The following is a 25,830-nucleotide window of genomic DNA, read 5'->3' on the forward strand; positions in this document are numbered from 1 at the left end:
CGGCGAGGACCGCCTTGTCCGCCGTTGCTGCGCTCGCTGCCCACCCAGGCCATGGACCGGCCTGGCTGGACGACGACACGCTGGCTGCCGTGCGCCCGCAGGTGCGCGAGCTGCTGCAGCGCTCGCCGGGCTTTCGCGCGCTCTCGACCGACCAGCAGCGCGACCTGGCACGCACCATGGTGCGCGTGGCGTCCTACATGGCCAATCCCGACGGGCTGGCCAAGCAGGAACTCACGCCCGGGCAGGCGGTGCTCGCGCGCGGGCAAGGCGTGTCCGATGAAGCCAAGGCGCGGCCGGCGCTGGCACGCGCACAGTCCGGCAACGTCGACTCGGCCGGGGCCAAGGCCTCCGACAAGATCGGCACCTTCGCCGGCGCCGACTTCCAGGCCGGCGCGGTGCGCCAGGGCGTGGAGCAGTTCAAGAACCTGGTGGGCTCGGTGGACTTCCCGAGCTTCGTCGGCGGCCTGATCCAGAACGTGTTCCAGGCCATCGTGAACGCCTCCATCCAGCAGATGAACGCCTACGGACAGTTGCTCAAGTCGGTGGCGCAGACGGTGGACCAGTTCGCCCAGGACAACATCAGCATGAACAATGCGCGCGACTGGCTCATCGACAAGTACCCCGGGCAGATCGGGCTCGATGAGGAAGCCGCGAACGAGGAGGGCGGCCAGCCCCGGCTGACGTTCACGACCGAGGACACCGAGGCCGTGCTCACCAGCATCAACAGCGAGATGGGCATGGCCAACCCGATCACGGACATCTCCGATGCCGAGCAGGAGAACCGGCTGGTGATGGCCGCGCGCATGCAGATGGCGCGCAGCCGGCAGCAACTGCTCGCGTCGATGGTGGTGCTGGGCATCAACCGCATCGTGGTGACGGACGGCGCCATCAACGCCAAGGTGGTGTTCGACCTGAAGGCCAGCGACCAGGCCCAGCGCCAGGCGCGTGCCTCGCTGTACGACAGCCAGTCCAGCATGAACAAGAACACCACCGTGGCCGGCGGCGGCTTCCTCGGCTGGGGCGCGGCCACGGCCAACGTGAACGAGCAGCGCCACGTGACCACGGTGGCATCCGCCGTGGACGAGACTTCCGAATCGAAGGCCGAGGTGAAGGCCAAGCTCACCGGCGAGGTGCGCGTGAACTTCAAGTCCGACTACTTCCCGATGGAGAAGCTGGCCTCGCCGGGCATGATCGCCGCGATCCAGGGCAACTCGCTGCCGGTCGATCCCAACGTCACGCCGTCGTCGCGTGCAGCCACGGCCAGCGCACCCGCACCTGCCCCCGCCGCGCGATGAGCGCGCCGCCACGCCCACCCTGGATGCCGCCATGCCCGCCTCCCGCATCTTCCCGCCCGGCGCCTGCACGGTCCACCGCATCGACCCGACGTTGCTGCGCACGCTGGCGCTGGCGATGGAGGCGGTGCAGCGGATCAGCGCACGACGCGCCTGGGCCGGCGCATTGGCAGCGCTCGGCGACATCGACCTGCCCGACACCGCGCCGACGCATGAAGATGCGCAGCACCTGGAAGTCATCGCGCCGCTGTACCTGGCCAGCGAGCTCGAACAAGCGGGCCTGCTGCGCACCGCGGAGCTGATCGCGGGGCTGTTCGCCAGCGGTGCGATCACGCAGCCGCTGGGTCCGACGGCGCAGCTCATCAACGACTTCTGGCGGGCCCGGCGCGAGCGCTTGTCAGAGGCCGAGCGACAGCAGCTCTTCGCGCAGGTGTTCGAGCCGCAGGGTTTCTATCCGCTGATGCATGCGCTGTGCGTCGCGCTGTCGGACCTGCTCGACAGTCCGCCGCGTGCGGGCGACATCCACGCGCAGGTCGTGCTGCACGAAGCCGCGGATGCGCTCGGCGGCTGGCTGGCGCCGCGCGCCGTTGGCATGGCCGCCTTCGCGGCGCAGGACATCGTGCAGGCGTTGTCACAGGCCACGCACTTCCTGCGCGACCGCTTGCTGCTGACGGCCTTCGGTGCGCAGGACTTGTGGGGCTTGCTCGGCACCGTGGGCAACACGCAGGGGCTGGGCGCCGGCGTCATCCGCCAACGCGTGGACCTGGGCCGGCAGGGATCGACGGTGCTGGCCTGGCTCGCGGGCGCGGTGCCGACGGGCTATGCGTTCGACCCCGCGTCGCCGCAAGGCCAGCAGCTCATGGCGGCGGCGTATGCGTGGCGCACCGGCTGGGAGCGCATCGGCGGCACCCCACCGGCCGGGACGGGGAGTCCGCAGGCCATCGCGGACGTGGGTCTGCCTGCGGCGGCCTGACGCGGGGCGCCTCCCATGGCCGAGCGCACCACGCCTGCCGCATCACCGCCGGACTGGCTGCGCCATGCGGTGCGCGGCGTGCTGGAAAAGTCGCCGGGCTACCACCAGATGCCGGTGGAGCAGCGGCGTTCCCTGGCGCAGGCGATGGTGAAGGTCAGCGCGATCGCGGCGGGGCTCATTGCCGAAGAGTGCGATGCCGAAGCGGCCGTGCCCGCAGCGCATGCGACGGCTCTTGAAGCGCCCGCGCGGCAGCCGCTGGCCCGGGCGCAGGACGCACCACCCTTCGGCACCTCGGCCGACCGTGTCGCCGGCATCACGCGCAACGTGCTCAATGCCGTGTCGTTCCCGCGCTTCGTCACGGACCTGATCAACGGCGTGTTCAAGTCCATGCTCGATTCGAGCGCGCAGCAGATGCAGATGTACGTGCAGCTGCTGAACAACGTGTCGGCCTCGGCCGAGGGCTTCGAGCGCTCGCAGTTCAGCACCGGTGCCATCCGCCAGTGGGTGGCCGACCATTTCCCGGACCAGATCGAGTACGACCTGCCGGAGACCGAGCCGGGCGACGACCCGCCCGACCCGGAAGAGGTGGCCAACATCCGGCTGCGCCTGAAGCCCAATGCCAGCATGCCGGGCGCGGAAGAGCTGCGCACGGTGCTGGGCATGGGGCCCGACGAGAGCGTGGACGCGAGCAACCCCGAGCAGCTGGTGCCGCTGGCGCGGCGGCAGATCGCGCGGCAGCGGCAGCAGATGCTGGCCACGATGGTGATGATGGGCATGCAGCGCATCGTGATCGACAGCGGGCGCATCAATGCCTCGATGCGCTTTCACATCGACACGCGCAGCGCCGCCAGCGAAGACCGCGGCAGCCAGTTCGGCATGCAGAACCGCGTGAAGGCCGCGGGCAGCTTCGGCTTCGGGCCCTGGGGGGCAAGTGCGGAGGTGGAGAACACCATCAGCTACGTGTCGACGCAGCGCTCGCAGAACACCGAGGAGATCAACACCGACCTCAACCTCGATTCATCGGTCGAGCTGGTGTTCAAGACCGACTACCTGCCGCTGGAGCGGCTGGCCGGCGGGCCGCAGCTCGAACGCATCAAGGTGAACACGCTCAACCCCGACGCCGAAGCCAAGGCCGTGAGCGATGCACGTGCCACGCGCGACAAGGCCAGCCGCGATGCGGAAGCCAAGCGCAGCGATGCGATTGCGAAGGTGGCGCCACCGGAGCTGTCGCCGGGCAAGCCCGGCGACAAGGGCACGGCCGAGGATGCGGACAAGGCGCGCAAGGACGCGGCGAAGAAGAAGGACGAGCCGGCGGCCAAGAAGAAGGACGAGGGCGGCGCGGAGACCAAGAAGAAGGACGACACCACGGCCGCCAAGAAGAAGGACGACCCGGCGAAGAAGACCCCGGCCACGGCGGCTGCGCTCGAAGCGGACGGCCAGGCGGTGCATCCCGACGTGGTGTTCATCCCGACGCCGCCGGAATCCATCGACGCGGTGCTGTCGCTGGCTGCGCCGCGTCCGGGCGAGACGCTCGTGGATCTGGGCTGCGGCGATGGGCGCATCCTGGTGGAGGCGGCGCGGCGCTGCGGCTGCCGTGCCATCGGCTACGACATCGACCCGCAGCGGGTGCAGGAGGCGCGCTCACGCATCGCAGCGGCAGGCCTCACCGACCGCGTGCGGGTCGAGCAGCGCGACATGTTCAGCGTTGACCTCTCGGCCGCCGACGTGGTCGTGCTCTACCTGCTGCCGCAACTCAACGAGCGGCTGATCCCGCAGCTGCGGCGTATGCACCCGGGCGCACGGGTCGTCTCGCATGACTTCGCCATCGAGAGCCTGCAACCCGACCGCGTCGTGCAGGACTACCTGCCCCGGCTGGACGTGGTCAAGACCTACTTCCTTTTCACGGCGCCCTTGCGGCCGGCGCAGGCGAGGGCGCGGCACGAGTGGGCGGAATCGGCCCGCCTGCCGTGGGAAGCCTGAATCCCGCCGGCAAAGTGACGCGGGCGCTCCCACCGAAGTGTGGAGCGCCCGCGGGTCTGGCTACGGAACCGACTACATCGGTCGGGGATCCGCCCCGGACCTAGAGGTTATGGACATATCACCTCCTTTCGCAGTTGCAACGAGGCCTTGAGCGTAACCGTTCTTCGCCGGTTGTGGGCTGCGAATTGCAACGCACCCGGCGGACTGCCGTCAGCGTGCCGCACCCGACTGGTTCACGGCAATGTTGTCGAATTTCGCGTCCACACTGCCCGGCACACGCGCGGCGCTCATGCAATTCGGGAGGTCGAGCCGAGTGGACAGTTCATGGAAGGCCAGACCCGGAGGTGCCGCGTCGGAGAGGGCATAGCCCACCGTGCCGGCAAGGGCGCCGTGGTCGCGCGCAAAGTAGATGCTCCTGGAGGCCTTGTCCCATTGGTACTGGACGACCGTGGGCGTCCCCGTGGTGACCGTCCCGAGATCGACGACGTTGCCGATCGTCGTTCCCAGGCTGCAATCCGGGCTGGTGCAGAGCAAGGCGAGACCTTGCACGCGCAACAGGCCGGCCGGGTCGGCGGAGTTCGAGAACCGCGTGATCCGGACCTGGGCCGTGACGTCGCCCACCATCGAGCCCGGCGTGGGTGCGGCGTTGACGTTGAAGAGCGTGCCGATGATGCGCGCGCGCGACTGCCCCAGGGCCGGATTCGACGGGCAGGCATTGACCTCGAGCGCGTTGACCGTGATGCGTGCGCGCAGCGACGTGACGACCGCGGGAGCCGTGAGGTTGGTGTTGAAGTTGGCAAAGGTGAGGCCAGTGTCGGAGCCGCCGACTCCCAGCTTGCGCTGCATCAGTTGCAGTGCGGAGCCGCGGATGGCACGGACCTGCTCGCCTTCGACCCAGCGAGCGGGGTCCAGCGGCTTCTCGTCGAACTGGTCGTAAGGGGCGAAGGGCTCAAGCGCGTGGGCGGCCGTGGTCGCGAACAGCGCAACGGCGGCGAGGACATGATGTCGCATGCAGTCTCCCTGGTGAACGGTGGAGTGGTGAGTAGACCAGCCGACTGGCTCACTGCATGAGCCAGTGGATGCCTGGCCTCAGCACCCCGAGCTGCCTTGGAAGTGCATCCAGGGGACGCAGTGTCGCCCTAGTCGAACAGGCCCGGCGACTGCGCCTCGGTGATGCGCGCGCCTTCGATGCCGAGCATCTTCAGCTTGGTGCTGAGGCCGCCGCGGGCGGAGAAGCCGCCGAGTTGCGTGCCGGCAGCAAGCACGCGATGGCACGGGACGATGGGTGCGAAGGGGTTCGCGCCCAACGCCTGGCCGACTGCGCGTGCAGCACCGGGGGCGTTGATCTTCGCGGCCACCTCGCCGTAGGTCAGCGTCTGGCCGCGCGGAATCGCCTGTGTGATCTCGTAGACGCGGCGGTGGAACTCGGGGATACCGTCCATGTCCAGCGGCACTTGCGACAGGTCGACGTCATCACCGTCGAGCAAGGCGGTGACCTGCTGCATGACTTGCTGAACGTCGGCCGGTGCTTCGGTTTCCGGTACGCCGGGGTACCGTCGTCCCATGCGCGAGCGTGTGCCGGCCTCGCTGGTCTGCGGCAACTGCATGCACACGATGCCGTGCTCGCCCCAGGCCACCGCGCAATGGCCGATGGCCGTCGGAAAGAGGGCGAAGCCCAGCGCCGCGCTCATCGGGACGCCTCGAAGTCGATGAAGCCGCGCTCCACATCCACCGCCAGCAGCGTGACGGGCACGCGGTCGCCCACGTCCAGCCCGTCGAAGCCGCGCACCACGCGGCCTTCCGCGGTGGGGCTGCTGATGCGTATCCATGTGCCCCTGGCCGAGGCACCGGTGACCACCGCCTGGAAACGTTCCCCGATGCGCGGCATGAGCAGCACCGCGGCGGCCGACTTGCGGATCTGCCGCTCCACCTTGGCGGCCATGTCTTCCTGCTGCGTGCAGTGCTGCGCGATGGCGGCCAGCTGTTCCTCGGTGTAGGGCGTGGGCTCTCCCGCCAGCGCGGCCTTGATGAGCCGCTGCGTCACCAGGTCGGGGAAGCGCCGGTTGGGCGCGGTGGAGTGGGTGTAGTCGCTCACCGCGAGGCCGAAGTGGCCTTCGCTGCCGCGGCCTGCGGCCGCCACCGAATACTCGCCCGAGCCCAGCAGCTTCACCACCGTGAGCGACAGCTCGGCGAAGTCCTGCGGGTTGGCCTGCCGCTGTGCCGCGAGGAAGCGATCCAGCGCCAGCGCGTCCGGCTGCGCGGGAAGCGTGACGCCGTGCTGCGCGGCCAGCATCACCAGCCGTTCCCAGCGCCGGGGCGCATGCAGCACGCGGCGGATGGACGGGAAGCCCCGCCGTTCGAGGAAGCGCGCCGTCACGCCGTTGGCGGCGATCATGAAGTCGGAGATCAGCTCCTTCGCGCGGTTCTTGTCATCGGGGCGCAGGTCGGTGAGCACGCCGGCTTCGAACACCGGCCGCGCCTGCGGCGTGGACAACTGCAGCGAGCCGCGGCTGGCCCGCAGCGCCTTCAGGCCTTGGGCGATGCGGTCCTGCAGCTTGAGCTGGGCGTCCATGCCGGGCACCTCGCTCACGCGCGCGGGCGGCGGTGCCTTGCCTTCCAGCCAGGCGGCCACGCTGTTGTAGGCCAGCTTGGCGTGGCTGCGCACCAGGGCGCGGTAGACGTCGGAGTCGATCACGCTGCCATCGGTGCCGATGCTCATGTCAATCACCATCGCCAGCCGGTCTTCCTCCTCGTTGAGCGAGCTGAGGTCGGTGGACAGCCGCTCGGGCAGCATGGGAAAGATGCGCGCCGCGGTGTAGACCGAGGTGGTGTTGGCCGAGGCATGCGCGTCGATGGGCGTGCCGGCCGGCACCAGCATCGACACGTCGGCGACCGCCACGAGGATTCGCACCGCGCCGCCGGGCGACTCGACGGCGACGCTGAGCTGGTCCAGGTCGCGCGAATCGTCGTTGTCGATGGAGCACCACAGCAGCGAGCGCTGGTCGCGCAGGCCATCGACGGGGGCGGCGGCCGGCGGCGTGATGGCGGCGAGCTGGGCCAGCGCCGCGTCGGAGAAATCGGGCTGCAGGCCGCGCTGCAGCATGGCCTCACGGGCCAAGTGGGCAAGCTGATCCTGGTGCATGCGCTGTTGTACCCCAAGCGCGCAACTGCTTGGCGAACCGGGCCATGCCGGGGGCCGGACTGACCATCAGCCGACCGGCCGTAGCCGCCAGACACCAAACCTCGGGCTAACCCGGCCCCCATGCGCGGGGTGAGTGAACGCTCAGACAGTGACATGTCTTCGTGCTGAAGTGTGCGATCCACATAATTTCCCCACCAACAACCTGATCGGAGGGACACCTCATGCAACGCAAGCTTCTGGCCGTGGCCGCCCTGGCCCTGTTCTCCGGCGTCGCCAGCGCCGCGACCAACGTCGCGCTGGGCAGCACCGTGACCCTCAGCGGCGCCTCCTTCGGCGACAGCGGCGGCTGGTGCTGTGGCTCGCTGGCCGCGGCCTCCACCGTCACCGACGGTGCCGTCCTGGCCGTCGGCACGCAATGGAACACGGGCACCGTGTTCTGGACCGGCAATGCGCCCAGCATCACGATGGAACTGGCCGGCGCCTCGTTCGTCACGCACCTGGACCTGCAGGCCGACAACAACGATGACTACGGCGTCAGCTACCGCGACGTCGGCGGCACCTGGCACTCGCTGACCACCATCTCGCCGCACCGTTCCTGGGGCCTGGACAACGGCTCCGTCGACTTCGCTGGCGTGACCGCCACGGCCTTCACCATCTCCGCCGTGGGCGGCGACGGCTTCTACTCGGTGTCGGAGTTCGCGGCCATCGGCACGCCGGTGCCCGAGCCCGAGACCTATGCGCTGATGCTGGCCGGCCTGGGCGTGGTGGGCTTCATGGCCCGTCGCCGCAAGCTGGGCTGATCGGCTCCCGCCGAGATGAAGGCGGCCGCTTCGTGCGGCCGTTTTTCATGGGGCGCCAGCCGTGGCCTTGCCCAGCAGCCACTGCAACCCGGCCAAGTGCTGCTGGTCATGGCTGCACAGGTAGTGGACGAGGCTGCGCAGCGTGAGCGGGCCGTAGCCTTCAAACACGGCCGGCCGTGCGAGCTGTTCGGGCGTGACTTCCGCCAGCATCGTCAGCGTCTGCGCGCGGGCCTTGCGGAAGGCGGCCATGGCGGCGACGGGATCGTCGCGTCCATAGGCACGCTCGGCCGCCAACGCATCGGTGTCGATGGACACGAGCGTGGGGTTCGTTTCCGCCAAGGTGCGCCGGAACCGCACGTGGTAGCCGTCGATCTCGATGTCGCGCACATGGCACACCTGTTCGAGCGCGGTGAGGTGCTCGCTGGGAATGCCTTCCCAGTCGGCAGGCGCCCAGTGCCGCAGCGCGGGCGGGAAGGCGTTGAAGTGCGCTTCGAGTTGGTCGGGGAAGGCGGCGAGCGCCGCGAGGGTCGCATCCAGGGTCATGGGTGTCGTGTCCGAGGCAGGGAGTCGTGATGTACTACGGCCGGAAAGCCACAGCATCGTGCATGGCATTTTCTTCGTGAGACCCGAACCGTGTTTGCCTGCCTCGACGTCCAGTACACCGACACCCATGCACATGCGGCCGGCCTGGTCTTCTGGGACTGGGGCAGTGCCCAGGTGCAGGCCCGCTTCACCAGCGCCACCGCCGCGGTGCAGGACTACCAGCCGGGCGAGTTCTACAAGCGCGAACTGGGGCCGCTGATGAGCATCGTGGACCAGCTGCCGCCCGACATCCACACGCTGGTCATCGACGGCTATTGCCTGCTGTCCGAAGATGGCCGTCCGGGGCTGGGCGCGCACCTGCATGCGGCCGTGCGGCAGCGCTGTGCCATCGTGGGCGTGGCGAAGACGGCCTTCCTGTCGGCGCCGTCCATCGAAGTCCTCCGGGGCGACAGCGCGCGGCCGTTGTATGTGACGGCGCTGGGGATGCCCGTGTCGGAAGCCGCGCAGGGCGTGGCGAGCATGCATGGGCCGTATCGCATTCCCACGCTACTGAAGGCCGTGGACACCTTGGCGCGCGAACAGGCCGCCTCGCCGACCACCTGACCGCACGGCTCAACGCAGCTTGCGCCGAGGGCCTGCCACCAGCAGGCGTTGAGGCCCGGACCCCTGTTCACCCAGTTGATCGAGCGGATTGCGCAGCCGGCACCGGTCGATCGACAGGCACCCGCAGCCGATGCAGTCGTCCAGCGTGTCGCGCAGCTTCTCCAGCTGGGCGATGCGCTGGTCCAGATCGCCACGCCAGGTGTTGGACAGCCGCTTCCAGTCCGCGCGGCTGGGCGCGCCGGTGTCCGGCAGCGTGGCGAGCGCGGCCGCGATGTCCTGCAGCGAAATGCCCACCCGCTGCGCCACGCGGATGAAGGCCACGCGCCGCAGCACCTCGCGCGCATAGCGGCGCTGGTTGCCCTCGGTGCGGTGGCTGGCGATGAGCCCCTTGGCCTCGTAGAAATGCAGCGTGGACACCGCCACGCCGCTGCGGCTGGCGACTTCGCCCACGCTCAAGGTGGTGGCGATGCCTGCGGCTTCGAGCGGATTCGTCATGTGCAAGAACCTCTTGACCTCAACTTTACTTGAGGTTTTAGAGTGCGTGCCATTCCATCCACCGCACACCGAAGGACGCACCATGACCAGCACCTACCGCATCGACAAGTTCATCGTCCCCGAGGCCGCCATGGCCCAGTTCATGCCGCGCGTGCACCACGTGGACCGCCTGCTGGGCGAGCTGCCGGGCTGCCGGCGCAACCTGGTGCTCACGCAGACGGGCGGCACGGGGGTCTTCAATGTGGTGACCATCGTGGAGTGGGAGAGCGACGAGGCCATCCGCCACGCCCGCTCGACCATGCAAGCGCACTACGAGCGTGAAGGCTTCGACACCGAGGCCTTCATGCGCCAGCTCGGCGTCGAGGCGGACCTCGCCTTGTACGCCGAGACCTCGGCCTGAGCGACACCCGCGCAGGGTTCCGGCAAGTCGTGCACACTGGCGCCGCATGTGCGCCTGACCGCCCGGAGCCCGACGATGCTGACCCTGTACTACCACCCGCTCGCTTCGTTCTGCCACAAGGTGCTGATCGCCTTGTACGAGGCGGACATCGCCTTCAAGGGCCGCGTGATCGACCTCGGCAAGGCCGAGGATCGCGACGAACTCGACGCCTTGTGGCCGGTCGGCAAATTCCCGGTGATCCGCGACGAGGTCCGCGGCCGGGTGGTGCCCGAGTCCACCATCATCATCGAGTACCTGTGCCAGCACTTCCCGTCGGCCGCCGGCCTGATGGGTGATGACAAGGACGCCACGCTGCAGGTGCGGCTGTGGGAGCGGGTGTTCGACCACTACGTGCATGTGCACATGCAGAAGATCGTCGGCGACCGGCTGCGACCCGAAGGCGAACGCGACCCGCGCGGCGTGGCCGATGCACGGGGCGTGCTGCAGGCGGCCTACGCCATGCTCGACAAGCAGCTGGCGTCAGGCCATTGGGCGGTGGGCGACAGCTTCACCATGGCCGACTGCGCGGCGGCGCCGTCGCTGTTCTACGCGCACATCCTCGAGCCGTTTCCGGCCGGCTGCCCCAGCCTGGCCGCGTACTTCGAGCGACTGATCGAGCGTCCCTCCGTGCGCCGCGTGCTGGAGGAAGCCAAGCCCTGGTTCCCGTACTTCCCGTACAAGGAACTCATGCCCAGGCGCTTCCTGTGAGCGAAGACAATAGCGGCTTTGCGCTTCCTGAATCGAACCCCATGACCGACGCCGCCAAGCCCCAGCCGCCGCTGCCCGACCACCTGTCCGTGGACCCGCGCAGCCCGCACCACGTCGCCGCCATCTTCGAGCACGACATCGGCATCCTCTTCAACGGAAAGGAACGCTCCGACGTGGAGGAATACTGCATCAGCGAAGGCTGGATCAAGGTGCCCGCCGGCCGCGCGCTGGACCGCAAGGGCCACCCGCTGATGATCAAGCTCAAGGGCAAGGTCGAAGCGTTCTACCGCTGACCTTCTTCGGCCCGTCTCAGGCCCGCCGTGCCGATGGCGGGCGCGGCGCCACCTCGCTGCTCTCCACCCGGTTGCGCCCCAGCGCCTTGGCCTGGTAGAGCATCTCGTCGGCCGCGCGGTAGAGCGATTCCGCATCGATCTGCGCGCGCGCCACATCGCTGCACCAGGCCAGGCCGAAGGACGCGGTGACCACGCCGCCTTCGTTCCTCTCGTGCGGCAAGCCCAGTGCATGGATGGACGTGCGCAGCTCCTCGATGAAGCGGTCGCCCAGCGTATGGTCGGCCGATGAGATGAGCAGCGCGAACTCCTCGCCGCCCACGCGGTAGAGCCGGTCCACCGAGCGCTTCAGGTGCCTGGACACCGTGGAGCTCACGCGCCGCAGCACCTCGTCGCCGGCCGGGTGGCCGTAGCGGTCGTTGTAGCCCTTGAAGTGGTCCAGGTCGAACAGGCACAGGCCGATGGCATCGTCCGATCGGCGGGCCTGCGCGATGCGCTCGGCGAGCTGCTCCTGGAAGTGGCGGCGGTTGTAGGCGCCCGTCAGCTCGTCGGTGATGGACAAGGTGGTCAGCCGCTGGTTGGCCGATTCCAGCTCCAGCGTGCGCTCCTGCACCAGCCGCCCGAGCTCGTCGTTGAGCAGCGCCTGCGCCTCGCGTGCCTGCTGCTCGGCGTGCAGCTTGTCGGCCTTCATGCGGTTCATGCCTTCGGCCAGCGCGATGGCGATGAACAAGGCTTCGAGCACCGAGCCGATGGCCACGCCGTAGGCCAGCAGCGGGTGGTCGGGCAGCGCCGACTCCAGCCTCAGGCGCTCGGCCAGCAGGCCCGTCAGCATGCAGGTGCTGCCTGCGAGGAAGTAGCGGGTGTGCCGCATGCCTACCCGCCAGGCCCACACGCTCATGCCCATCACGAAAGCGATGCTCAGCATGGTGGCGGGCATGGCGAGCTTCAGCGTGCCGCTGTAGGAGCCCATCAGCGCCATCGGCAGCGGCACGGCGTTCAGCGCCAGCACGGCCCAGCAGGTCCGTTGCAGCCAGGGATGCTGGACCAGCAGCGTCTTCAGGTTGGACATCAGCATCAGGCCGAACAGCACCGCGCTCATCGAATAGCACAGCAGCAGGCCCTGGTTGATCCAGTCCGGCGGCAGCGCGGTGAAGTACTGCGAGGCGTGGCCTTCCATCGCAAAGCGCGTGGCCACGAGGAACCCGAGGTAGCACACGTACCACGCGAAGGCAGCGTCGCGGGTGCTGCCCAGCAGGCACAGGTGGTACAGCAGCAGGATGAGCAGTGCGCCGTAGTACAGCCCGCACAGCAGCGTGTGCCGCTGCGTGTCCTGCTGGAACACCGGTTCGCTCAGCAGCGCCATGGGCAGCAGGCCGAAGTAGCCGTCGTGCGAGTCCAGGCGGATCAGCACCTGTGCCGATTCGCCGGGCGCCAGCGTGATCGGGAAGGCGAAGCCGTGGTACTGAATGGCCCGCGTGCCGTAGGGCAGGCGATCGCCGGTGTGGATGGATTGGCGGGGCTGGCCTGGCCGGATGAGGTTGAACTCGATGTCATCCAGCCGCGGGTTCTGCAGGTCGAGGATTCGGGTGATGGCTGCGCTCTCGGGGTTGGCCACCCGAAGGCGCAGCCACCAGGCGGAGGTGGAGTGCCCGAGGTTGAGCACGTGGCGCTGCGTCGTCCATCCGTAGGTGCTTTCATCGACCTGGGCTGCCGTGAGCGTGCGGCTCGGGTCTTCGAAGATCTCGTAGTGGCCGGCGAGCGCGAGGCGGCTGCTGCCCTCGCGCAGGGCGACGGCAGCCGGTGCGGCCTGCGCGGCACCGCACAGGCACAGCAGCATCCAGCCGAGCAGCAGGTGCAGCCACGGCAGCAGTGAGGTTTGGAAAAGGGGAGATGACCGCATCGGGTACGGCTTCAAGAGACGGGACATCGCAACCCGCCTTATCGGCTGCCCGGGCGTGAACTTGAGTCGGTTCGGGGCTTCAGCCACTGCACCGCCTGCTGCAGATCGTGCAGGGGCTGGTGGCCGGTGAGTTGTTTCGTGAGGGACTGCTCGAATGCGAGCGAGCCCTTGCCCGTGCAGGTGAGCACCACCGGCTGCCAGAAGCGCTCGCCCGAGGGCGGCCGCATCGGGAACAGCGCGACGAGGTCGGTGCAGCCGTCATCGTTCACGTCGGTGAAGCGCAAGGCGGGTTCGCCGTCGCAGGACCACGGCGGATCGTCGGCGGCACCGGCGAGGGCGTCGATGACGGGCACGTCGGCATGCTGGGATGTGGCGCTCGCCGACTTCACTACCAGCGCGCAGTGCGCGTCGCCGCCCGACTGCGGCCACCACGACAGCGACATCACCTGCACCGGTACATCGCCCAGCTTCACGACGAAGGCTTGCCGGCGATGGAACTCGAAGCGCAGCGGCGATTCATCGTGCGCAGCCAGGCGTGCATGGCGAACGGCGGTCTCGCCTGCCAGCGCCAGGGCCTCCATCTGCGCCTGCGCCAGAGGCTTGGCCGGCTGCGCCGCCTCGGCCAGCGACGCGCCGATCACCAGCGCCAGGCCCAGGCGCCGCAAGGTCGATGCCACCCGGTCAGTGCGCAAACTTCGCGTAGGCCGCTGCCATCTTCGAGTCGTAGTGGTTCTGCGCATAGCCCGCGCCGTTGTAGCGGTAGGCGAAGCTGGCCCAGTCGTGGTTGCGCAGTGCGGTGAGCAGCTTGGAATCGGTGCGGATGAAGGCCGCGAAGGCGTCGAGCTGCTTGCCCTCGCCGGACTTCATCGCCGCCATGAAGGCCTGCGGCGTGGGGTAGCCCACGCGCTGGTGGTTGAAGCCCATCACCTGGAAGCGTCCCCACGAGGTCGCCTTGATGGCCGCGGCCGGGTCCAGCTTGTAGGCGGCCTCGAACCGCTCCCATTGATGCTCGCCGCCCGCACCGTACAGCGACCGGTTCCAGGTCGGGCTGGAGAGGTTGGGGTTGGATCGATCGAAACGCCCACCCGTCTCGCGGTGGAAGATGTGCGCCTCGAAGAGGATCTTCGGCTTGCCCGACGGCAGCATGCCGCTGCCCGAGGACTCGACGTCGGCCACGGCCTTGATGGCCGCGACGTCCACGCCCAGGTCGCGGGCGACACGCTGGTAGTCGGCCTCGCTGATGCCCTTGCCGCCGCCCGTGGGTGTGGACGGCGATGCAGCCGCGGCAGCCGGCGGCCGGCGCACCGCCACCACCTCGTAGCTGCCGGTGCTGAAGGTCGACTCCTTCACGCGGTTGCTCTGGTTGCCGCCCAGCAGCGTGAACTGGTGGCCATTCGTTCGCACGAGGAAGCCCACGTGCTCCTGGCCGGTGGACCGGTTGCGGATCACCACCACGTCGCCCTCGCGGCCCTGTGACAGGCCATTCACCTTCTGGCCCCAGTGCGCCCAGCTGATGGCAGCCGCGCTGTCGGTGCCCTTGAAGCCGGCCTTCTCCAGCGTCCAGTTCACGAACGACGAGCACCACGGCGTTTCGTCGTTCTTCGCATGCAGCGTGGTGGTCTGGTGGTACTGGACGATGCGCGGGTTGTTGCGCGAGCCGGCGATCTCGGCCTGGCCCATCTCGCCGCGGGCGATGGCCATCCAGTTGCCCGTGGGGTGGCCCGGTTGTGGTGTGCCGCTCGGGGTGGGCGAGGTGCCGCCCGTCGAACCGTGGCCGGAGGCACCAGGCAGCCGAAGCAGCTGTCCGGCGTAGATCTGGTTCGGGTTGCGGATGCCGTTGAGCCGCACCAGCGTGGCGATGTCGGTGTTGAAGCTGCGCGCGAGCTGCGAAAGCGTCTCGCCGGGGCGGATGAGGTGCGTGGCGGGCTGCCCACTGCTGCTCTCGCCATGCGATGCGGGAGGAATGTGCAGCGTGTCGCCGGCATAGATGCGGTCCGGGTCGTGGATCTGCGGATTGGCCCGCATGATCGCCTCGACGCTCACGCCGTGCGCCGCTGCGATGCCCGACAGCGTCTCGCCGTGGCGGATGTGATGCACGGTGCCGCCGCCATCGAATGCGGCGAGCGGGCTGTGGCGGACGGCGGACGTGGACTGCAAGGTCGTCATGGCGGCGCACTCCTGGGACGCAAGAGGGTGCAGGCTAGGCCGTGGGAATTCCCGAAGACAGATGGTGCGTGCCCTGGCTAGGGTGTGCCCTAGCTGTCCGTTGCCGGCCGCAAAGGCCCCGCCACAGGGTTGTTCGAGACCGGGTGGTACACTCTGGGCCTTCGACGCGTCTGGTGCCGATGCTTCACAGAGCAGGCCGGATGCGCTGAGATCACGAGTTGATCTCCTTCCTCACCAGCCCCTGTTGATTGGCAACCTCGGCGTCTGGTGGCCCCTGTCCCGCAGCGACTACCCCTGCTGGACAGCCGCGCGGGACAGAGCTCATCCGCCGCCAGCGTGCCCCAGGGCATGCCCTCTTTGACCCCCGGCCGCCCCGATGACGGGCCCGGCCACGAAAGACTTTTTATCCATACCTCCATCCAGGTCGGGAGATACCTCGTTTCTCCCTTGACCCGCCCGGTCGGCAGCGGCCGCTACGAGGCCTCGGTCTCCATCCGTTCCGGCTCAGGCCGCGCCACGCACGACCGCGTGCTGCGGCTGAACAACGTGTTTGATTCACGTGAAGAAGCGGCAGACCACGCGCGAGCGCAGGGCCTTGCCTACATCGGTGCGCCGCCAGCGCGCGCCGCCCATCGATCCACCTTTGAGGAGTGAGCGTTTGGCCAAGGAAGAACTCATCGAGATGCACGGTGTCGTGAACGAAATCCTCCCGGACTCACGATTCCGGGTGACCCTCGAAAACGGGCACACCCTCATTGCCTACACCGCGGGCAAGATGCGCAAGCATCACATCCGCATCCTCGCCGGCGACAACGTCTCACTGGAACTCTCGCCCTACGACCTGAGCAAGGGGCGCATCACGTTCCGCCACCTCGAACGCCGCGGTCCGCCGTCGGCGTCGAGGTACACGCCGCGCCGATGAATCGCGGCACTGACTCCATTCAAGACTTCAGCGTCCACGTCGGATCGCTGCTGACCCGCACCAGCGACAGCTGGGGCATTTACTCCACCCACTTAATCAGGGATGACGACATGACCACCGAAACTGGTACCGTGAAATGGTTCAACGAGGGCAAGGGCTTCGGCTTCATTGCGCCCGACAACGGCGGCAAGGATCTCTTTGCGCACTTCAAGGAAATCCTGGGCGACGGCTTCAAGACGTTGCTGGAAAACCAGCGCGTGCAGTTCGAAGTGACCCAGGGCCAGAAGGGTCCCCAGGCCTCGAAGATCCGCACGCTTTGACGGGCAGCGCCGACTGCGCCTGGCTTCAGTCCAGGCGCAGGTTCAGGCGCACCCAGCTCGTGGTGCCTTCCGGCCGGTTGCGCACCGAGAATTCCTGCATCACCTTGACGTCCAGCGCCCAGCTGCCGCTTTCGCTGATGTAGCCCACCACCGGGCCGGCCGACAGGGCCTGCACCTTGTTGCCGTTGGCCGCCACACCCGGGCCGCTGTCGGCGGTGGTCTGCTTGAGCACGTAGCCTTGCAGGCCCACGCGCCACTGGTCGTTCATCCGGAACATGCCGGCCCAGTCGGCGTGGACGTACTGGCCCGAACGCACGTCGGTGTCGCGGTTGGTGGTGTTGAACGAATAGGTGGCGCGCAGCCCCACTTCCAAGCCGTTCTCCCACACGCGCGAGGCGACGAGCAGCGGCTTGATCGTCCAGTACTTGCCCGAGCCGGTGTTGACGGCGCGATCCTTGTCGTAGTCGCCCAGCGGCGCGTTCACCGCGACGCCCGCCACGATGCGCGACTCGTCCTGCGCCCAGTCGACGAAGGCTGCCAGTTCAGGATCGGCCAGCCCCGTGTGGCTGCCCGAGCGGCGCGCGCTTTCGGCCGCCATGGCGGCTTGCACGGCGGCCACGGTGCCGGCCGGCAGTCCGGCAGGCAGCGTGGGAATCAGGTTCACATGCGTGGTCTGCTGCACGATGGGCAGCGTGGCCGAGAAACCCAGGCGCCCATCCAGCACGATCTTCTCGCTTACGTAGGTGACGCGCGGCACCAGCACGTTGGCGCGGATGCTGCCTTCGACCGCCAACGGCACCGTGCCCAGGCCGGGCAGGGTGGTGCTGGTGGTGGCGGCGTTGCCGTCGTCGCCGCGCAGCTTGGTGGCTTCGTAGTGCTGCAGCCAGAGCTGACCATACCAACCCGGGAACTGAGGCGTGGCCAGTTCATAGGACGGCGCGCCCAGCAGCGCGCGGACCTGGCTGCCTTCGGTGGCGAATGCCGGCGCGGCACACAGCAGGGCCAGCGCGGCGGCCACACGGGTTCGGGCCTTCGCAGACTTCGCGAAGGCAGGGGTCGACGGGGTCATGGAGTTCCTCGGAAAAGGTGTTGTGATTCAGCGGCGGCATGGTGCCAGCCAAGTGCACAACATCGGTGTGCGAACCTTCACGATGTGCACCAAATAGAGAACCGACCCCACGGGTTTGCCCTATCGCGGGGCGTCCGGCCAAGTTGTAATTCGCTGCCCCGACGCGACCGCGTCCAGGGGTGCATCACAACTTGTCTAGACCATCATGAGACACCTCTTCCGTTTCCTCGCCGCGATTTGTCTGACCGTGATCGGCTCCATGGCCCTGGCCGCCGATGTGGACGTGGAAGGGTTCAAGTTTTCCGATGCAGCCTCTGTCAATGGTGCGAACCTGGTGCTGAACGGGGCGGCGACATCGAGCATCCTGTCGACGAAGTCCACGGCGGTCGCTTTCTACCTGCCGAAGAAGCAGAACACGATGGAAGCAGCGGTGGCCGAAAAGGGCGCCAAGCGCATCCAGTTCTACATGCTGCGTGACGTGTCGGCGCGCGATCTTTCCAACGCGATGCTGGACCGCATCCGCCAGAACGCCGCGGAAGATTTCGCCGCGAACATCATGCAGACGGCGCAGCTGGGGGTCGTGTTCGGCAACCGGGCCAAGGTGTTCAAGGGCGACGTGATGGTCATCGACTACGACCCTGCGACGCAGTCGACGCAGTTCAACCTCAACGGGCAGAAGATCGGCGACACCATCAAGGGCGAGGCCTTCTTCCCGATGATGATGAAGGTCTGGATCGGGCCGAAGGTTCGGGGCAGCACGCGGGATGCGTTGCTGGGGCTGCCTTCGGGGAAGTGATCTTCGGCTGAGATTTCTTTCGCTTCCGTTTGGTGGGGCCGCGGCAGGCGGCATGGGCCAGGGGCTGCGGCTGTGGCGGTCGGCGCGTAGCGCCGACTTCGCTGTGCTGCTCGCACCGAGGGGTGTGCCGCGGAACTCGCTACGCGCCCCTGCGGTGCGCTGCGCTCAAACAGCCGCGGCAAGCTAGAAGACGAAGCGTGCTGCGCACGCCACCCCTCGGTGCTGCGCTGCTCGCCGCCACAGACGCAGCCCCTGGCCCATGCCGCCTGCCGCTCAAGTGGCGAAGGCTTGGCTCGACGAGAAATCCCGACCTCACCGCCCCACAGCAGCCAAGTACCGATCAAGCGACCTCTTCACCGCCAAGCTGGCATCACCGAAGATGTTCAGCCCCCAAGTGAATCCGTAGAGGTCGTCAAACTCATATTCCGACAACCGCGAAGCAATCCGCACCACCGCATCCGGATGCATGGGGATGTAGTTGGGCACGCTGTACATGAAGGTCACGTGCCGCCGATCCTGCGCCACGTGCACCGAGTCACCTGCCAGCAACAGCGATCGGCCGTCCGGACCTTGGGCGCAATGCAGTGATGCGCTGCCGGGGAAGTGACCCGGCAAATGCAGCAGGGTGAGTGAGTCCGACAACTGGCAACTGTCACCGCGCCAGAACTCGATGTTGGCGGTGCGGCGTTGCACCCATTGGCGGTCTGCCTCGTGCAGGTAGATCGGCACGCCGCCCAGCGCGTCGCTCCATTCCACCATCGATGAATAGAAGTGCGGGTGCGAAATGGCGATGGTGTGCACGCCGCCTGCGGCCTGGATTGCTTCGACCGCTTCGTCCGTCGCCAGGCTCGTGCAGTCCCAGAGGATGTTCGACGTGCCATCGGGCACCAGCAGCGCGCGCTGCGGAATCGCGAAGCTGGGGGTGATGCCCAGGCCGAGCAAGGAGCCGTCGCGCTCGATGCGCACGCGATGGTTCGAAGCGATTTCTTCGTGCGTGGTCCAGCGCTGGCCGGTGGGCAAGACGTACTGGCGCTCGTCTGAACACACCGCGCAGGCGGCGGGCGGTTCGGGGCTGTCTTCGTGCTGCAGGCCGCAGCCGGCGCAGATGTAGCGGGGCATGGGTGATCCTCCTGGTCGATGGAGTGATCATCGGCCTGACGATGGACCTGCAAAAGATCCACTTCTGACAGAATCTACTGGTCCAATTGATGGTGCGCCATGTCCGCCTTGCCAGACCTTCCCGTCGATCTGCAGTTGCCCCCACCCGGCTCGCGCCAGCGGCTGCGTGAGCTTCACCGACAGCTGCGCGACGCGATCATCGAAGGGCGGCTGCATGCGGGCTTTCGCCTGCCATCCACGCGCGACCTGGCGCAGCAGCTGGGCATGTCGCGCAACACCGTGGTGGCGGTGTACGAACTGCTGCTGGCAGAGGGCTACATCGCTTCGCGTGCGGCGTCCGGGCACTTCGTGGCCGAGATTGCGCGCAGCAAGGCGGCCGTGCGGCGCGATGCCGCCAAGCCGCGCACCCTCAGCGCCGGCGCCCACGTGCGGCTCGAGGGCATGGATCCCAACCCGCCGCCCGCACGCATCGAGTTCGCACCTGGCATCGCCGATGCCGTGCGCTTCCCCCACGCCATCTGGGGCCGCCTGCTGGCGCGCAGCGTCAGGGCCTTGTCGCAAGGACGCATCCCGCGCGGACAGGCGCAAGGTCAGGCCAGCCTGCGGGCTGCGCTTGCCCGCCACGTGGCCCACACGCGGGCGGTGGCCTGCGATGCGGAGTCGGTGATCGTCGTCAACGGGTCGCAGCAGGCCTTCGACCTGCTGGCGCGGACGCTGGTCATCCCCGGTCAAACGCGCATCGCCGTGGAAGACCCGGGCTTCTCGCCACCCGGCGTGACCTTCGCTGCCGCCGGGGCCAGGCTCATGCCCACGCCGGTGGACGACGACGGCCTGCGCGTGGACAAACTCAAGACCGGCGTCGACCTCGTCTACGTCACGCCTTCCCATCAATACCCGCTGGGCTGCATCCTCTCCAGCCAGCGCCGCGCCGCGCTCATCGACTTCTCGCGGCGTGAACGCGCCCTCGTCATCGAGGACGACTACGACGCCGAGTACCGCTACGACGACCGCCCGCTCGATGCGCTGCAGACGCTGGACCGCCATGGCGACGTGGTCTACGTCGGCACCTTGTCCAAGGTCCTCTACCCGACGGCGCGCCTGGGCTTCATGGTGGCGCCGCCATCGCTGGTGCCGGCGCTGGTCGCGGCCAAGCGGCATGCCGATTCGCACACCGACGTGATCCTGCAGGAAGCCGCCGCCGCCTTCATCGCCGAAGGCCACCTGATGCGCCACCTGCGGCGCATGCGGCAGGTCTATGGCGCGAGACGGCAGCTCATCCTCGACGGCCTGCAGCGTGATTTCTCGCGCTGGCTGCGGCCCGTGCCGGGTGCCGCGGGCCTGCACATCGCCGCGCTGGCGGTGGGCGAGTGGGATGTTGACGGCGTCGTCGCCCGTGCGCGAGAAGTAGGCATCGGTGTCAGGTCGATCTCACGCTACGCCTTGCGGCGCGGGCCTGCGGGCCTGATGTTCGGCTACGGCGCCATCGAGGAGCCGGCCATCGTGGAAGGGCTGCAGGGGCTGCTGCGCGTGATGAAGCGCCACGCCTAGTCTTCGGACTCCGCCAGCGTCACCGTCTGCTTGCGGGTGGCGCCCGCGCGCCAGATCGTGAGCGTGCAGGGGTTGCCCGGCTCCAGCCGTTCGAGCACCGTGAGCATGTCGTCCATGGTCTCGACCGCCTCGTCGTCGACCGCCGTGATGACGTCGCCCTGCACGATGCCGTTGTCGCCGCGCGTGAAGGGCTTCAGGCCCGCGCGCGCCGCCGGCCCGTTGCGCTGCACGCGCAAGAGCGCCACGCCCTTGGGCAGCCCCAGCGCGCGGTTGATCTCCGCGCCGCCGCCCGTCACGCCCAGCGACGGCCGCACCATGCGCCCATCGCGGATGAGCCGCGGCACGATGCGGTTCACCTCGTCGACGGGGATCGCGAAACCAATGCCCGCGCTCGCGCCCGAGGGGCTGAAGATGGCGGTGTTCACGCCGATCAGACGCCCGGCTGAATCCAGCAGCGGCCCGCCGGAATTGCCCGGGTTGATGGCCGCGTCCGTCTGGATGCCGCCCTTGATCGTGCGCCGCGTCACCGACTCGATCTCGCGGTTGAGCGCGCTCACGATGCCGGTGGTGAGCGTCTGGTCCAGCCCGAACGGGTTGCCGATGGCATAGACCTTCTGCCCCACCTGCAGGTCACGGCTGCTGCCCACCGGCAGGGCGCGCAGCTTGGCTGCCGGCGCAGCGATCTTCAGCACGGCGATGTCGCGGTCGGGGAAGGCACCCACCAGCTCGGCCTTGTAGCTGGACTGGTCCGCCAGCGTCACCCGCGCACCGCTCGCGCCCTGGATGACGTGGAAGTTGGTGACGACGTGCCCTTGCACGTCCCACACGAAGCCCGTACCGGTACCCTGGGGTACCTGCTGCACGTCCAGCGAGAAGAAGTCGCGCTCCAACCCCAGCGCGGTGATGTTGACGACCGACGGCGAGGACGCCTTGAAGACGGCGATGTTGTTGAGTTCCTCCGCCGCCAGCGGGCCTCGCGGCGTGATGGCGCGCGGTGGGGCGGCCGGGCGGGCTTGCAGGCTTGGAGAGAGCGCGAACAGGGCGACGAAGAGGACAGTGGACAGTCTCATGGGCGAAGCGCAGGCACCTCAGCGCCTGATGGTCACGACATTCGCCTGGATCTTGCCATCGACCTCGCCGGACCCGAACAGCGTTTCGATCGCCCGAGTGCAGGCGGCGGTCGCATCCGTCAGGGTGCCGCCGCGCGCCTCGATCTCGCCACGCAGGTTCGTGCCCTGGCAGTAGGCCATGGCCGGCACCTCGGCCGATGCGGCACGGCTGCGGGCGGTTACGCGCTCGATGAGCGCGGTCGTGGTGAAGCCAGCCTGCGCCAGATCGGCGGCGATGCGCACGCGGTCGTGGTAGCCGTGGGGCGTGCGGGCCATGAACATCGGCGGGTCGGTCGGGAAGAGCGTGGCCAGCGCCTTGGTCACGGTGTGGGCGAATTCGTTCTCCTCGATGCGGTCCCAGGCATTGAAGATGAAGGTGCCGCCCGGACGCAGCACGCGCCGCGCTTCGGCGTATGCATGCGGCCGGTCGGGGAAGAACATCACGCCGAACTGGCAGACCACCACGTCGAAGCTCTCGTCGTCGAAAGGCAGCTTCATCGCATCGGCCTGTTTCCACGCGACAGGCCGTTGCGCACCGACGGCGGCGGCCCGGTCCAGCATGGGCTGGTTGAGGTCGGTGGCGGTGAGCTCGGCATGGGGCGGCAGGCTCCGGGCCAGAGCGCGCGTCACGGCACCGGTGCCGGCGGCGGTTTCGAGGACGTGCTTCGGGTTCAGGGCCGCGACGCGGCGGGCGATGTCTTCGGCATAGGGCTCGAAGATCAGCGGCACCATCAGGCTGTCGTAGAGCTCCGGCACGGAGCCGGCGAAGATGGCATCAGCCTTGGGCTGGTTCATGCGGGGGCTCCTTTGGACAGCCAGGAATGATCCTGCGTTGCTGGGCGCATCCTGCATTGAAACCCAAGCCCCGCTCGCTGGGCATCCCAACGGTTAGGGCCTGGGTGGAACCGCTTCACTGCAAGGTGAGGGTGACGTACTTGATGGTCCTGCGTCCAGCGGTGTCGATGGCCGTGATGCCGATGCCCTTGACGCCCGCACTCAGCCCGCTGGCCGGCAGCGCGACCACGGCACGGTAGGTGTTGGTGGTGCCGCTGACGAGCGACATTCGCACCTGGCCCGCGCCACCCAGCTTCTTCAGGTCGACCCACATCTGCGCCAGGCTGCTGGCGGTGTTGATCTTGGCGGTGATGGTGATGGTGCTGCCGTCGTTCACGCCGACGGTGGTGGGCGCGACGGACGGCGAGCCGATGACCAGCGTGGTGGCCGGCGGGCGCCGCTGTGCATACAGCCACTGCCACATCTGCGGCATCGCGTAGGCCTCCTGCCATCCGCCGTGGCCGGACTTGGCGAACAGCGTGAACTGCATGGTCGACGGCAGGCCCAGCGGGTAGGCTGATGAATCCCACACCCATTGCGTGGGCAGCAGATCGCCGCCGGGCATGAGCGAGGCGGTGCGGTCGGTGGCGGCCATGGTGGCGCCGCCGTCGGCGGAGTAGCCGGCCATCACGTAGGTGTTGGCAAAGGGAACCATGCGGTCGATGTGCTCGATGGTGCACATGCGGTGGGTGTAGCTCTTGCAGCGGAAGAGATCGGTGGGCGGGTTCAGGCCGGGGCCCACGTTGGTGTCGTTGAAGTTGTGGAAGGCCCAGGTCGGCACGTGGCTCGCGGCCTGGATGGACGACAAGGCCTTCTCCGTGCCGGCAATGGGCACGATGGCAGCGACCTTGGTGGGGTGGGCGGCCGCATAGGTCCAGGTACCACCGCCGCCGAGGGACAGGCCGGTGACGTAGATGCGGTCCAGGTCGACGCGGTGGGTGGTCTTGATGTACTCGACCATCGCGTCGACGCTGGCGGCGGTCCAGCTGCTGTCGCAGGTCTGGGGTTCGAGGATCAGGCCGTCGAGGAAGGGGCGCTGGTCGGTGTAGGCGGTGCGCTTCTGGATCTGGTAGCCGGGGGAGTTGGTGTTGGAGGTGTTGATGGCGGAGAGGGGATGCGCTGGGCATTTCTCGCCGAGGCCGTGGAGGACGACGAGGAGGGGATAGGTCTTGCAGGCTGCGTTCGAGTAGCCGGCAGGGGTGTAGAGCCAGTGGCCGAGCGGGTAGGGGGAGACGTTCGCTTCGTAGGGGTGGGCGATGAGGGTGTCGTCGAGCGCGGGGTCGTCGGTGCTGCAGGTGGATTGGGCGTGGGTGAGCTGCGTGACGAGCGCGAGAGTCAGGCCGAAGGTCAGGCGGACGAGAGGGCCGAGGTGTGTCGCCATGATGTGTCTCCCTGTTGGCGTGGGGAGGAAGCGTAGGCGGCCCGGAGGCAACTGCCTAGGCAGAACCTTGTGAGTCCAAGGGCGATACCTGGTGACACACGCCCGTCGGTGGTCGGGCTGGTCCGCGGTTGCTGCGAAGGACCGGCGGAGTTCTAGAGAGGAAGGGCAGCCTCGAAGGCTGCCAGCTCCTGCTCTACGGTGCCTCGCTTGCGAAAGTCGCGTCTCGCCCTGCCAAACCAGTATTCGGCGTTTTCAAGGTCGCCTTCCTGAAGGTGCAGGATTCCATGGAGCCACGCGCCCAGGGCCGAGTTGTCCTGCTGCGCCAGGTCATGCGCTTCGGTCCACTGGCCGGCTCGGAGATGAGCCAGGGCTTGGCGTAGTGAGGTGGGGGTCATTTACTCGCTGGTGTGCCGTGGATAGCTTAGCTTCTCGACGCTCCACGAGCTTCTGTCAGTGTGTAGCCAAGTGCGCAGCCCGATCAACTCTCCCTCGGTCGTGTAGAGGCGGGTGTTGCTTGGGCCGGAGATACCCGGCGACCAGTTGTAGGAACCGAGGAAAGCCGTGGCCGGTTCGACCACACCGAAATCGCATTCCGCGTGTTTAAACAGTGGAGTCGCGACATCCATCAACAGGAAGTTCGATCCGCCGCAACACAGGGCGCGTGCCGCGTGCCGACGCCCCGTCCTCCAACGCAGGTAGGCCTCGACCGCTTCGAGGTGTTCGGAGGAGTCTCCATGCTCAGACGAAAACGGATAGTCGAAGGCGAGACCTCTGCGCACGGCCCCGTAGGCTGCTTCGAACGTACGCAGAGGTGCAATGTCTTCTACCGGACAGACACATCCACAGTCCCTGCACCATGCTGGGCGAAGAGGCACCGCCAGCAGGTCTTTGTCGGTGACTTCACCGCCGATTTCCCCGGTACCCAGGTAGTAGTCCGCCTCACGAAACTCGAAGAGAAACTTCGTGCTGCAACTGGTGCAAACGTAGTGGGCGGGCAGCATGTTTGTATCCTGGGTGCGAAGTGCAGGTAGACGAGCGCAGGGGCCTTTGGTCGTCGGAGCAGGCTGACCCTGTCACCGAGACGCGATGAACTGCACGGCAACGAATGTCGCTGATGGGGCGGAAGAAGTTTGCCACGTCGGTGCGGCGACCGGCGGTTCCAGACTGGGTGCGGCCGTTCACGTGTAGACGCCGATTGACCACTCCGAGCGTAAGCGGTCGTGCACGCGGCTTCGACTTGAAAGCCCACCGAATGTCCGGGCGAGCACTAGGGTAACTGACGAGGTACGGTTCAGCCCTGCATGCGCTCCAAGAGCGCACACGTAGGCGTAGTTGAACTCCTCCTTCTGCTTGTGCGGGTCCATGCGTCCCGAACGCACCTCCTGATCCGTTCGCACTACC

Annotated in this window: 27 protein-coding genes; 13 read left to right on the top strand and 14 right to left on the bottom strand. The window is 67.9% G+C overall.

What is annotated here, in order from left to right:
* Nucleotides 1-14: 14 nt before the first annotated feature.
* From DZC73_RS18160 to DZC73_RS18170, 3 genes are read left to right on the top strand one after another with little or no spacing between them, the layout of a single operon-like run.
* Nucleotides 15-1,295, top strand: coding sequence for a hypothetical protein (locus DZC73_RS18160; RefSeq protein ID WP_124541785.1), 1,281 nt, complete (start codon nucleotides 15-17; stop codon nucleotides 1,293-1,295).
* Between the two features lie 31 nt (nucleotides 1,296-1,326).
* Entirely contained in the window at nucleotides 1,327-2,265 is a 939-nt protein-coding gene (locus DZC73_RS18165; protein WP_124541786.1) for a hypothetical protein, read from the top strand.
* Nucleotides 2,266-2,280: 15 nt separating this feature from the next.
* Nucleotides 2,281-4,245, top strand: coding sequence for an SAM-dependent methyltransferase (locus tag DZC73_RS18170; protein WP_124541787.1), 1,965 nt, complete (start codon nucleotides 2,281-2,283; stop codon nucleotides 4,243-4,245).
* Between the two features lie 210 nt (nucleotides 4,246-4,455).
* On the opposite strand, the gene DZC73_RS18175 is transcribed toward DZC73_RS18170, so the two are convergent.
* The 3 genes from DZC73_RS18175 to DZC73_RS18185 form a co-directional block, all read right to left on the bottom strand.
* Entirely contained in the window at nucleotides 4,456-5,256 is an 801-nt protein-coding gene (locus tag DZC73_RS18175; RefSeq protein ID WP_124541788.1) for a hypothetical protein, read from the bottom strand.
* A 128-nt stretch (nucleotides 5,257-5,384) separates the two neighbouring features.
* Nucleotides 5,385-5,936, bottom strand: a complete 552-nt coding sequence (locus DZC73_RS18180; RefSeq protein ID WP_124541789.1) for a methylated-DNA--[protein]-cysteine S-methyltransferase — start codon at nucleotides 5,934-5,936, stop codon at nucleotides 5,385-5,387.
* Complete coding sequence (locus DZC73_RS18185; RefSeq protein WP_235835187.1) at nucleotides 5,933-7,363, bottom strand: RNB domain-containing ribonuclease; 1,431 nt, start codon at nucleotides 7,361-7,363, stop codon at nucleotides 5,933-5,935. Before DZC73_RS18185 ends, DZC73_RS18180 begins: the two co-directional genes overlap by 4 nt.
* Nucleotides 7,364-7,608: 245 nt before the next feature.
* Between DZC73_RS18185 and DZC73_RS30295 the strand changes: the two genes are divergently transcribed.
* Nucleotides 7,609-8,187 (top strand): PEP-CTERM sorting domain-containing protein, encoded by a 579-nt coding sequence (locus DZC73_RS30295; RefSeq protein ID WP_235835188.1) that lies wholly within the window; start codon nucleotides 7,609-7,611, stop codon nucleotides 8,185-8,187.
* Between the two features lie 45 nt (nucleotides 8,188-8,232).
* Here DZC73_RS30295 and DZC73_RS18195 read toward each other — a convergent pair whose 3' ends face one another.
* Entirely contained in the window at nucleotides 8,233-8,730 is a 498-nt protein-coding gene (locus tag DZC73_RS18195) for a DinB family protein (protein WP_124541791.1), read from the bottom strand.
* A 90-nt stretch (nucleotides 8,731-8,820) separates the two neighbouring features.
* Between DZC73_RS18195 and DZC73_RS18200 the strand changes: the two genes are divergently transcribed.
* Nucleotides 8,821-9,333, top strand: coding sequence for an endonuclease V (locus DZC73_RS18200; RefSeq protein ID WP_124541792.1), 513 nt, complete (start codon nucleotides 8,821-8,823; stop codon nucleotides 9,331-9,333).
* 9 nt (nucleotides 9,334-9,342) lie between these two features.
* Here DZC73_RS18200 and soxR read toward each other — a convergent pair whose 3' ends face one another.
* Nucleotides 9,343-9,828 carry a redox-sensitive transcriptional activator SoxR gene (soxR, locus tag DZC73_RS18205; RefSeq protein ID WP_124541793.1) on the bottom strand — a complete coding sequence of 162 codons (486 nt, stop codon included), beginning with the start codon at nucleotides 9,826-9,828 and terminating at the stop codon, nucleotides 9,343-9,345.
* An 82-nt stretch (nucleotides 9,829-9,910) separates the two neighbouring features.
* Here soxR and DZC73_RS18210 point away from each other — a divergent pair, with 82 nt between their 5' ends.
* The 3 genes from DZC73_RS18210 to DZC73_RS18220 all read left to right on the top strand — a co-directional run bounded on the left by DZC73_RS18210 (nucleotide 9,911) and on the right by DZC73_RS18220 (nucleotide 11,268).
* Complete coding sequence (locus DZC73_RS18210) at nucleotides 9,911-10,228, top strand: antibiotic biosynthesis monooxygenase family protein (RefSeq protein WP_124541794.1); 318 nt, start codon at nucleotides 9,911-9,913, stop codon at nucleotides 10,226-10,228.
* 75 nt (nucleotides 10,229-10,303) lie between these two features.
* Nucleotides 10,304-10,975: a glutathione S-transferase family protein gene (locus DZC73_RS18215; protein WP_124541795.1), complete on the top strand. Its 672-nt coding sequence runs from the start codon at nucleotides 10,304-10,306 to the stop codon at nucleotides 10,973-10,975.
* A gap of 41 nt (nucleotides 10,976-11,016) precedes the next feature.
* Nucleotides 11,017-11,268, top strand: a complete 252-nt coding sequence (locus DZC73_RS18220; RefSeq protein WP_124541796.1) for a DUF3297 family protein — start codon at nucleotides 11,017-11,019, stop codon at nucleotides 11,266-11,268.
* Nucleotides 11,269-11,284: 16 nt separating this feature from the next.
* On the opposite strand, the gene DZC73_RS18225 is transcribed toward DZC73_RS18220, so the two are convergent.
* The 3 genes from DZC73_RS18225 to DZC73_RS18235 are packed head-to-tail and all read right to left on the bottom strand — an operon-like array spanning nucleotide 11,285 to nucleotide 15,331.
* A complete protein-coding gene (locus tag DZC73_RS18225) occupies nucleotides 11,285-13,192 on the bottom strand; it encodes a sensor domain-containing diguanylate cyclase (protein WP_124541797.1) in 1,908 nt (635 codons plus the stop codon).
* An 11-nt stretch (nucleotides 13,193-13,203) separates the two neighbouring features.
* Nucleotides 13,204-13,842, bottom strand: a complete 639-nt coding sequence (locus DZC73_RS18230; RefSeq protein ID WP_124541798.1) for a hypothetical protein — start codon at nucleotides 13,840-13,842, stop codon at nucleotides 13,204-13,206.
* Nucleotides 13,843-13,846: 4 nt separating this feature from the next.
* On the bottom strand, nucleotides 13,847-15,331 hold the full coding sequence (locus tag DZC73_RS18235) for a TIGR02594 family protein (protein ID WP_124541799.1): 1,485 nt from the start codon (nucleotides 15,329-15,331) through the stop codon (nucleotides 13,847-13,849).
* A 447-nt stretch (nucleotides 15,332-15,778) separates the two neighbouring features.
* On the opposite strand from DZC73_RS18235, the gene DZC73_RS18240 reads away from it, so the two are divergent.
* The 3 genes from DZC73_RS18240 to cspE all read left to right on the top strand — a co-directional run bounded on the left by DZC73_RS18240 (nucleotide 15,779) and on the right by cspE (nucleotide 16,573).
* A complete protein-coding gene (locus DZC73_RS18240; RefSeq protein ID WP_328589521.1) occupies nucleotides 15,779-15,985 on the top strand; it encodes an ETC complex I subunit in 207 nt (68 codons plus the stop codon).
* A 4-nt stretch (nucleotides 15,986-15,989) separates the two neighbouring features.
* Nucleotides 15,990-16,253, top strand: a complete 264-nt coding sequence (gene infA / locus DZC73_RS18245; RefSeq protein WP_124541800.1) for a translation initiation factor IF-1 — start codon at nucleotides 15,990-15,992, stop codon at nucleotides 16,251-16,253.
* Between the two features lie 110 nt (nucleotides 16,254-16,363).
* Nucleotides 16,364-16,573, top strand: a complete 210-nt coding sequence (gene cspE / locus DZC73_RS18250; RefSeq protein WP_124542164.1) for a transcription antiterminator/RNA stability regulator CspE — start codon at nucleotides 16,364-16,366, stop codon at nucleotides 16,571-16,573.
* Between the two features lie 25 nt (nucleotides 16,574-16,598).
* Here the strand turns inward: cspE and DZC73_RS18255 are convergent, their stop codons facing one another.
* On the bottom strand, nucleotides 16,599-17,642 hold the full coding sequence (locus DZC73_RS18255; protein ID WP_124541801.1) for a SphA family protein: 1,044 nt from the start codon (nucleotides 17,640-17,642) through the stop codon (nucleotides 16,599-16,601).
* Between the two features lie 205 nt (nucleotides 17,643-17,847).
* Here DZC73_RS18255 and DZC73_RS18260 point away from each other — a divergent pair, with 205 nt between their 5' ends.
* Nucleotides 17,848-18,438 carry a chalcone isomerase family protein gene (locus DZC73_RS18260; RefSeq protein ID WP_124541802.1) on the top strand — a complete coding sequence of 197 codons (591 nt, stop codon included), beginning with the start codon at nucleotides 17,848-17,850 and terminating at the stop codon, nucleotides 18,436-18,438.
* A gap of 312 nt (nucleotides 18,439-18,750) precedes the next feature.
* Here DZC73_RS18260 and DZC73_RS18265 read toward each other — a convergent pair whose 3' ends face one another.
* On the bottom strand, nucleotides 18,751-19,557 hold the full coding sequence (locus tag DZC73_RS18265; protein WP_124541803.1) for an MBL fold metallo-hydrolase: 807 nt from the start codon (nucleotides 19,555-19,557) through the stop codon (nucleotides 18,751-18,753).
* Between the two features lie 99 nt (nucleotides 19,558-19,656).
* On the opposite strand from DZC73_RS18265, the gene pdxR reads away from it, so the two are divergent.
* Nucleotides 19,657-21,105, top strand: a complete 1,449-nt coding sequence (gene pdxR, locus DZC73_RS18270) for a MocR-like pyridoxine biosynthesis transcription factor PdxR (protein ID WP_124541804.1) — start codon at nucleotides 19,657-19,659, stop codon at nucleotides 21,103-21,105.
* Here the strand turns inward: pdxR and DZC73_RS18275 are convergent.
* The 4 genes from DZC73_RS18275 to DZC73_RS18295 form a co-directional block, all read right to left on the bottom strand.
* On the bottom strand, nucleotides 21,102-22,175 hold the full coding sequence (locus DZC73_RS18275; RefSeq protein WP_124541805.1) for a S1C family serine protease: 1,074 nt from the start codon (nucleotides 22,173-22,175) through the stop codon (nucleotides 21,102-21,104). The genes pdxR and DZC73_RS18275 overlap by 4 nt on opposite strands.
* Before the next feature lie 18 nt (nucleotides 22,176-22,193).
* Nucleotides 22,194-23,009: a class I SAM-dependent methyltransferase gene (locus tag DZC73_RS18280; RefSeq protein WP_124541806.1), complete on the bottom strand. Its 816-nt coding sequence runs from the start codon at nucleotides 23,007-23,009 to the stop codon at nucleotides 22,194-22,196.
* Between the two features lie 115 nt (nucleotides 23,010-23,124).
* Nucleotides 23,125-24,429, bottom strand: a complete 1,305-nt coding sequence (locus DZC73_RS18285) for a carboxylesterase family protein (RefSeq protein ID WP_124541807.1) — start codon at nucleotides 24,427-24,429, stop codon at nucleotides 23,125-23,127.
* A gap of 395 nt (nucleotides 24,430-24,824) precedes the next feature.
* On the bottom strand, nucleotides 24,825-25,430 hold the full coding sequence (locus DZC73_RS18295) for a hypothetical protein (RefSeq protein WP_124541809.1): 606 nt from the start codon (nucleotides 25,428-25,430) through the stop codon (nucleotides 24,825-24,827).
* Nucleotides 25,431-25,830: the final 400 nt, after the last annotated feature.

The sequence above is a fragment of the Rhizobacter terrae genome (assembly GCF_003852895.1).
Lineage (GTDB): Bacteria > Pseudomonadota > Gammaproteobacteria > Burkholderiales > Burkholderiaceae_C > Albitalea > Albitalea terrae.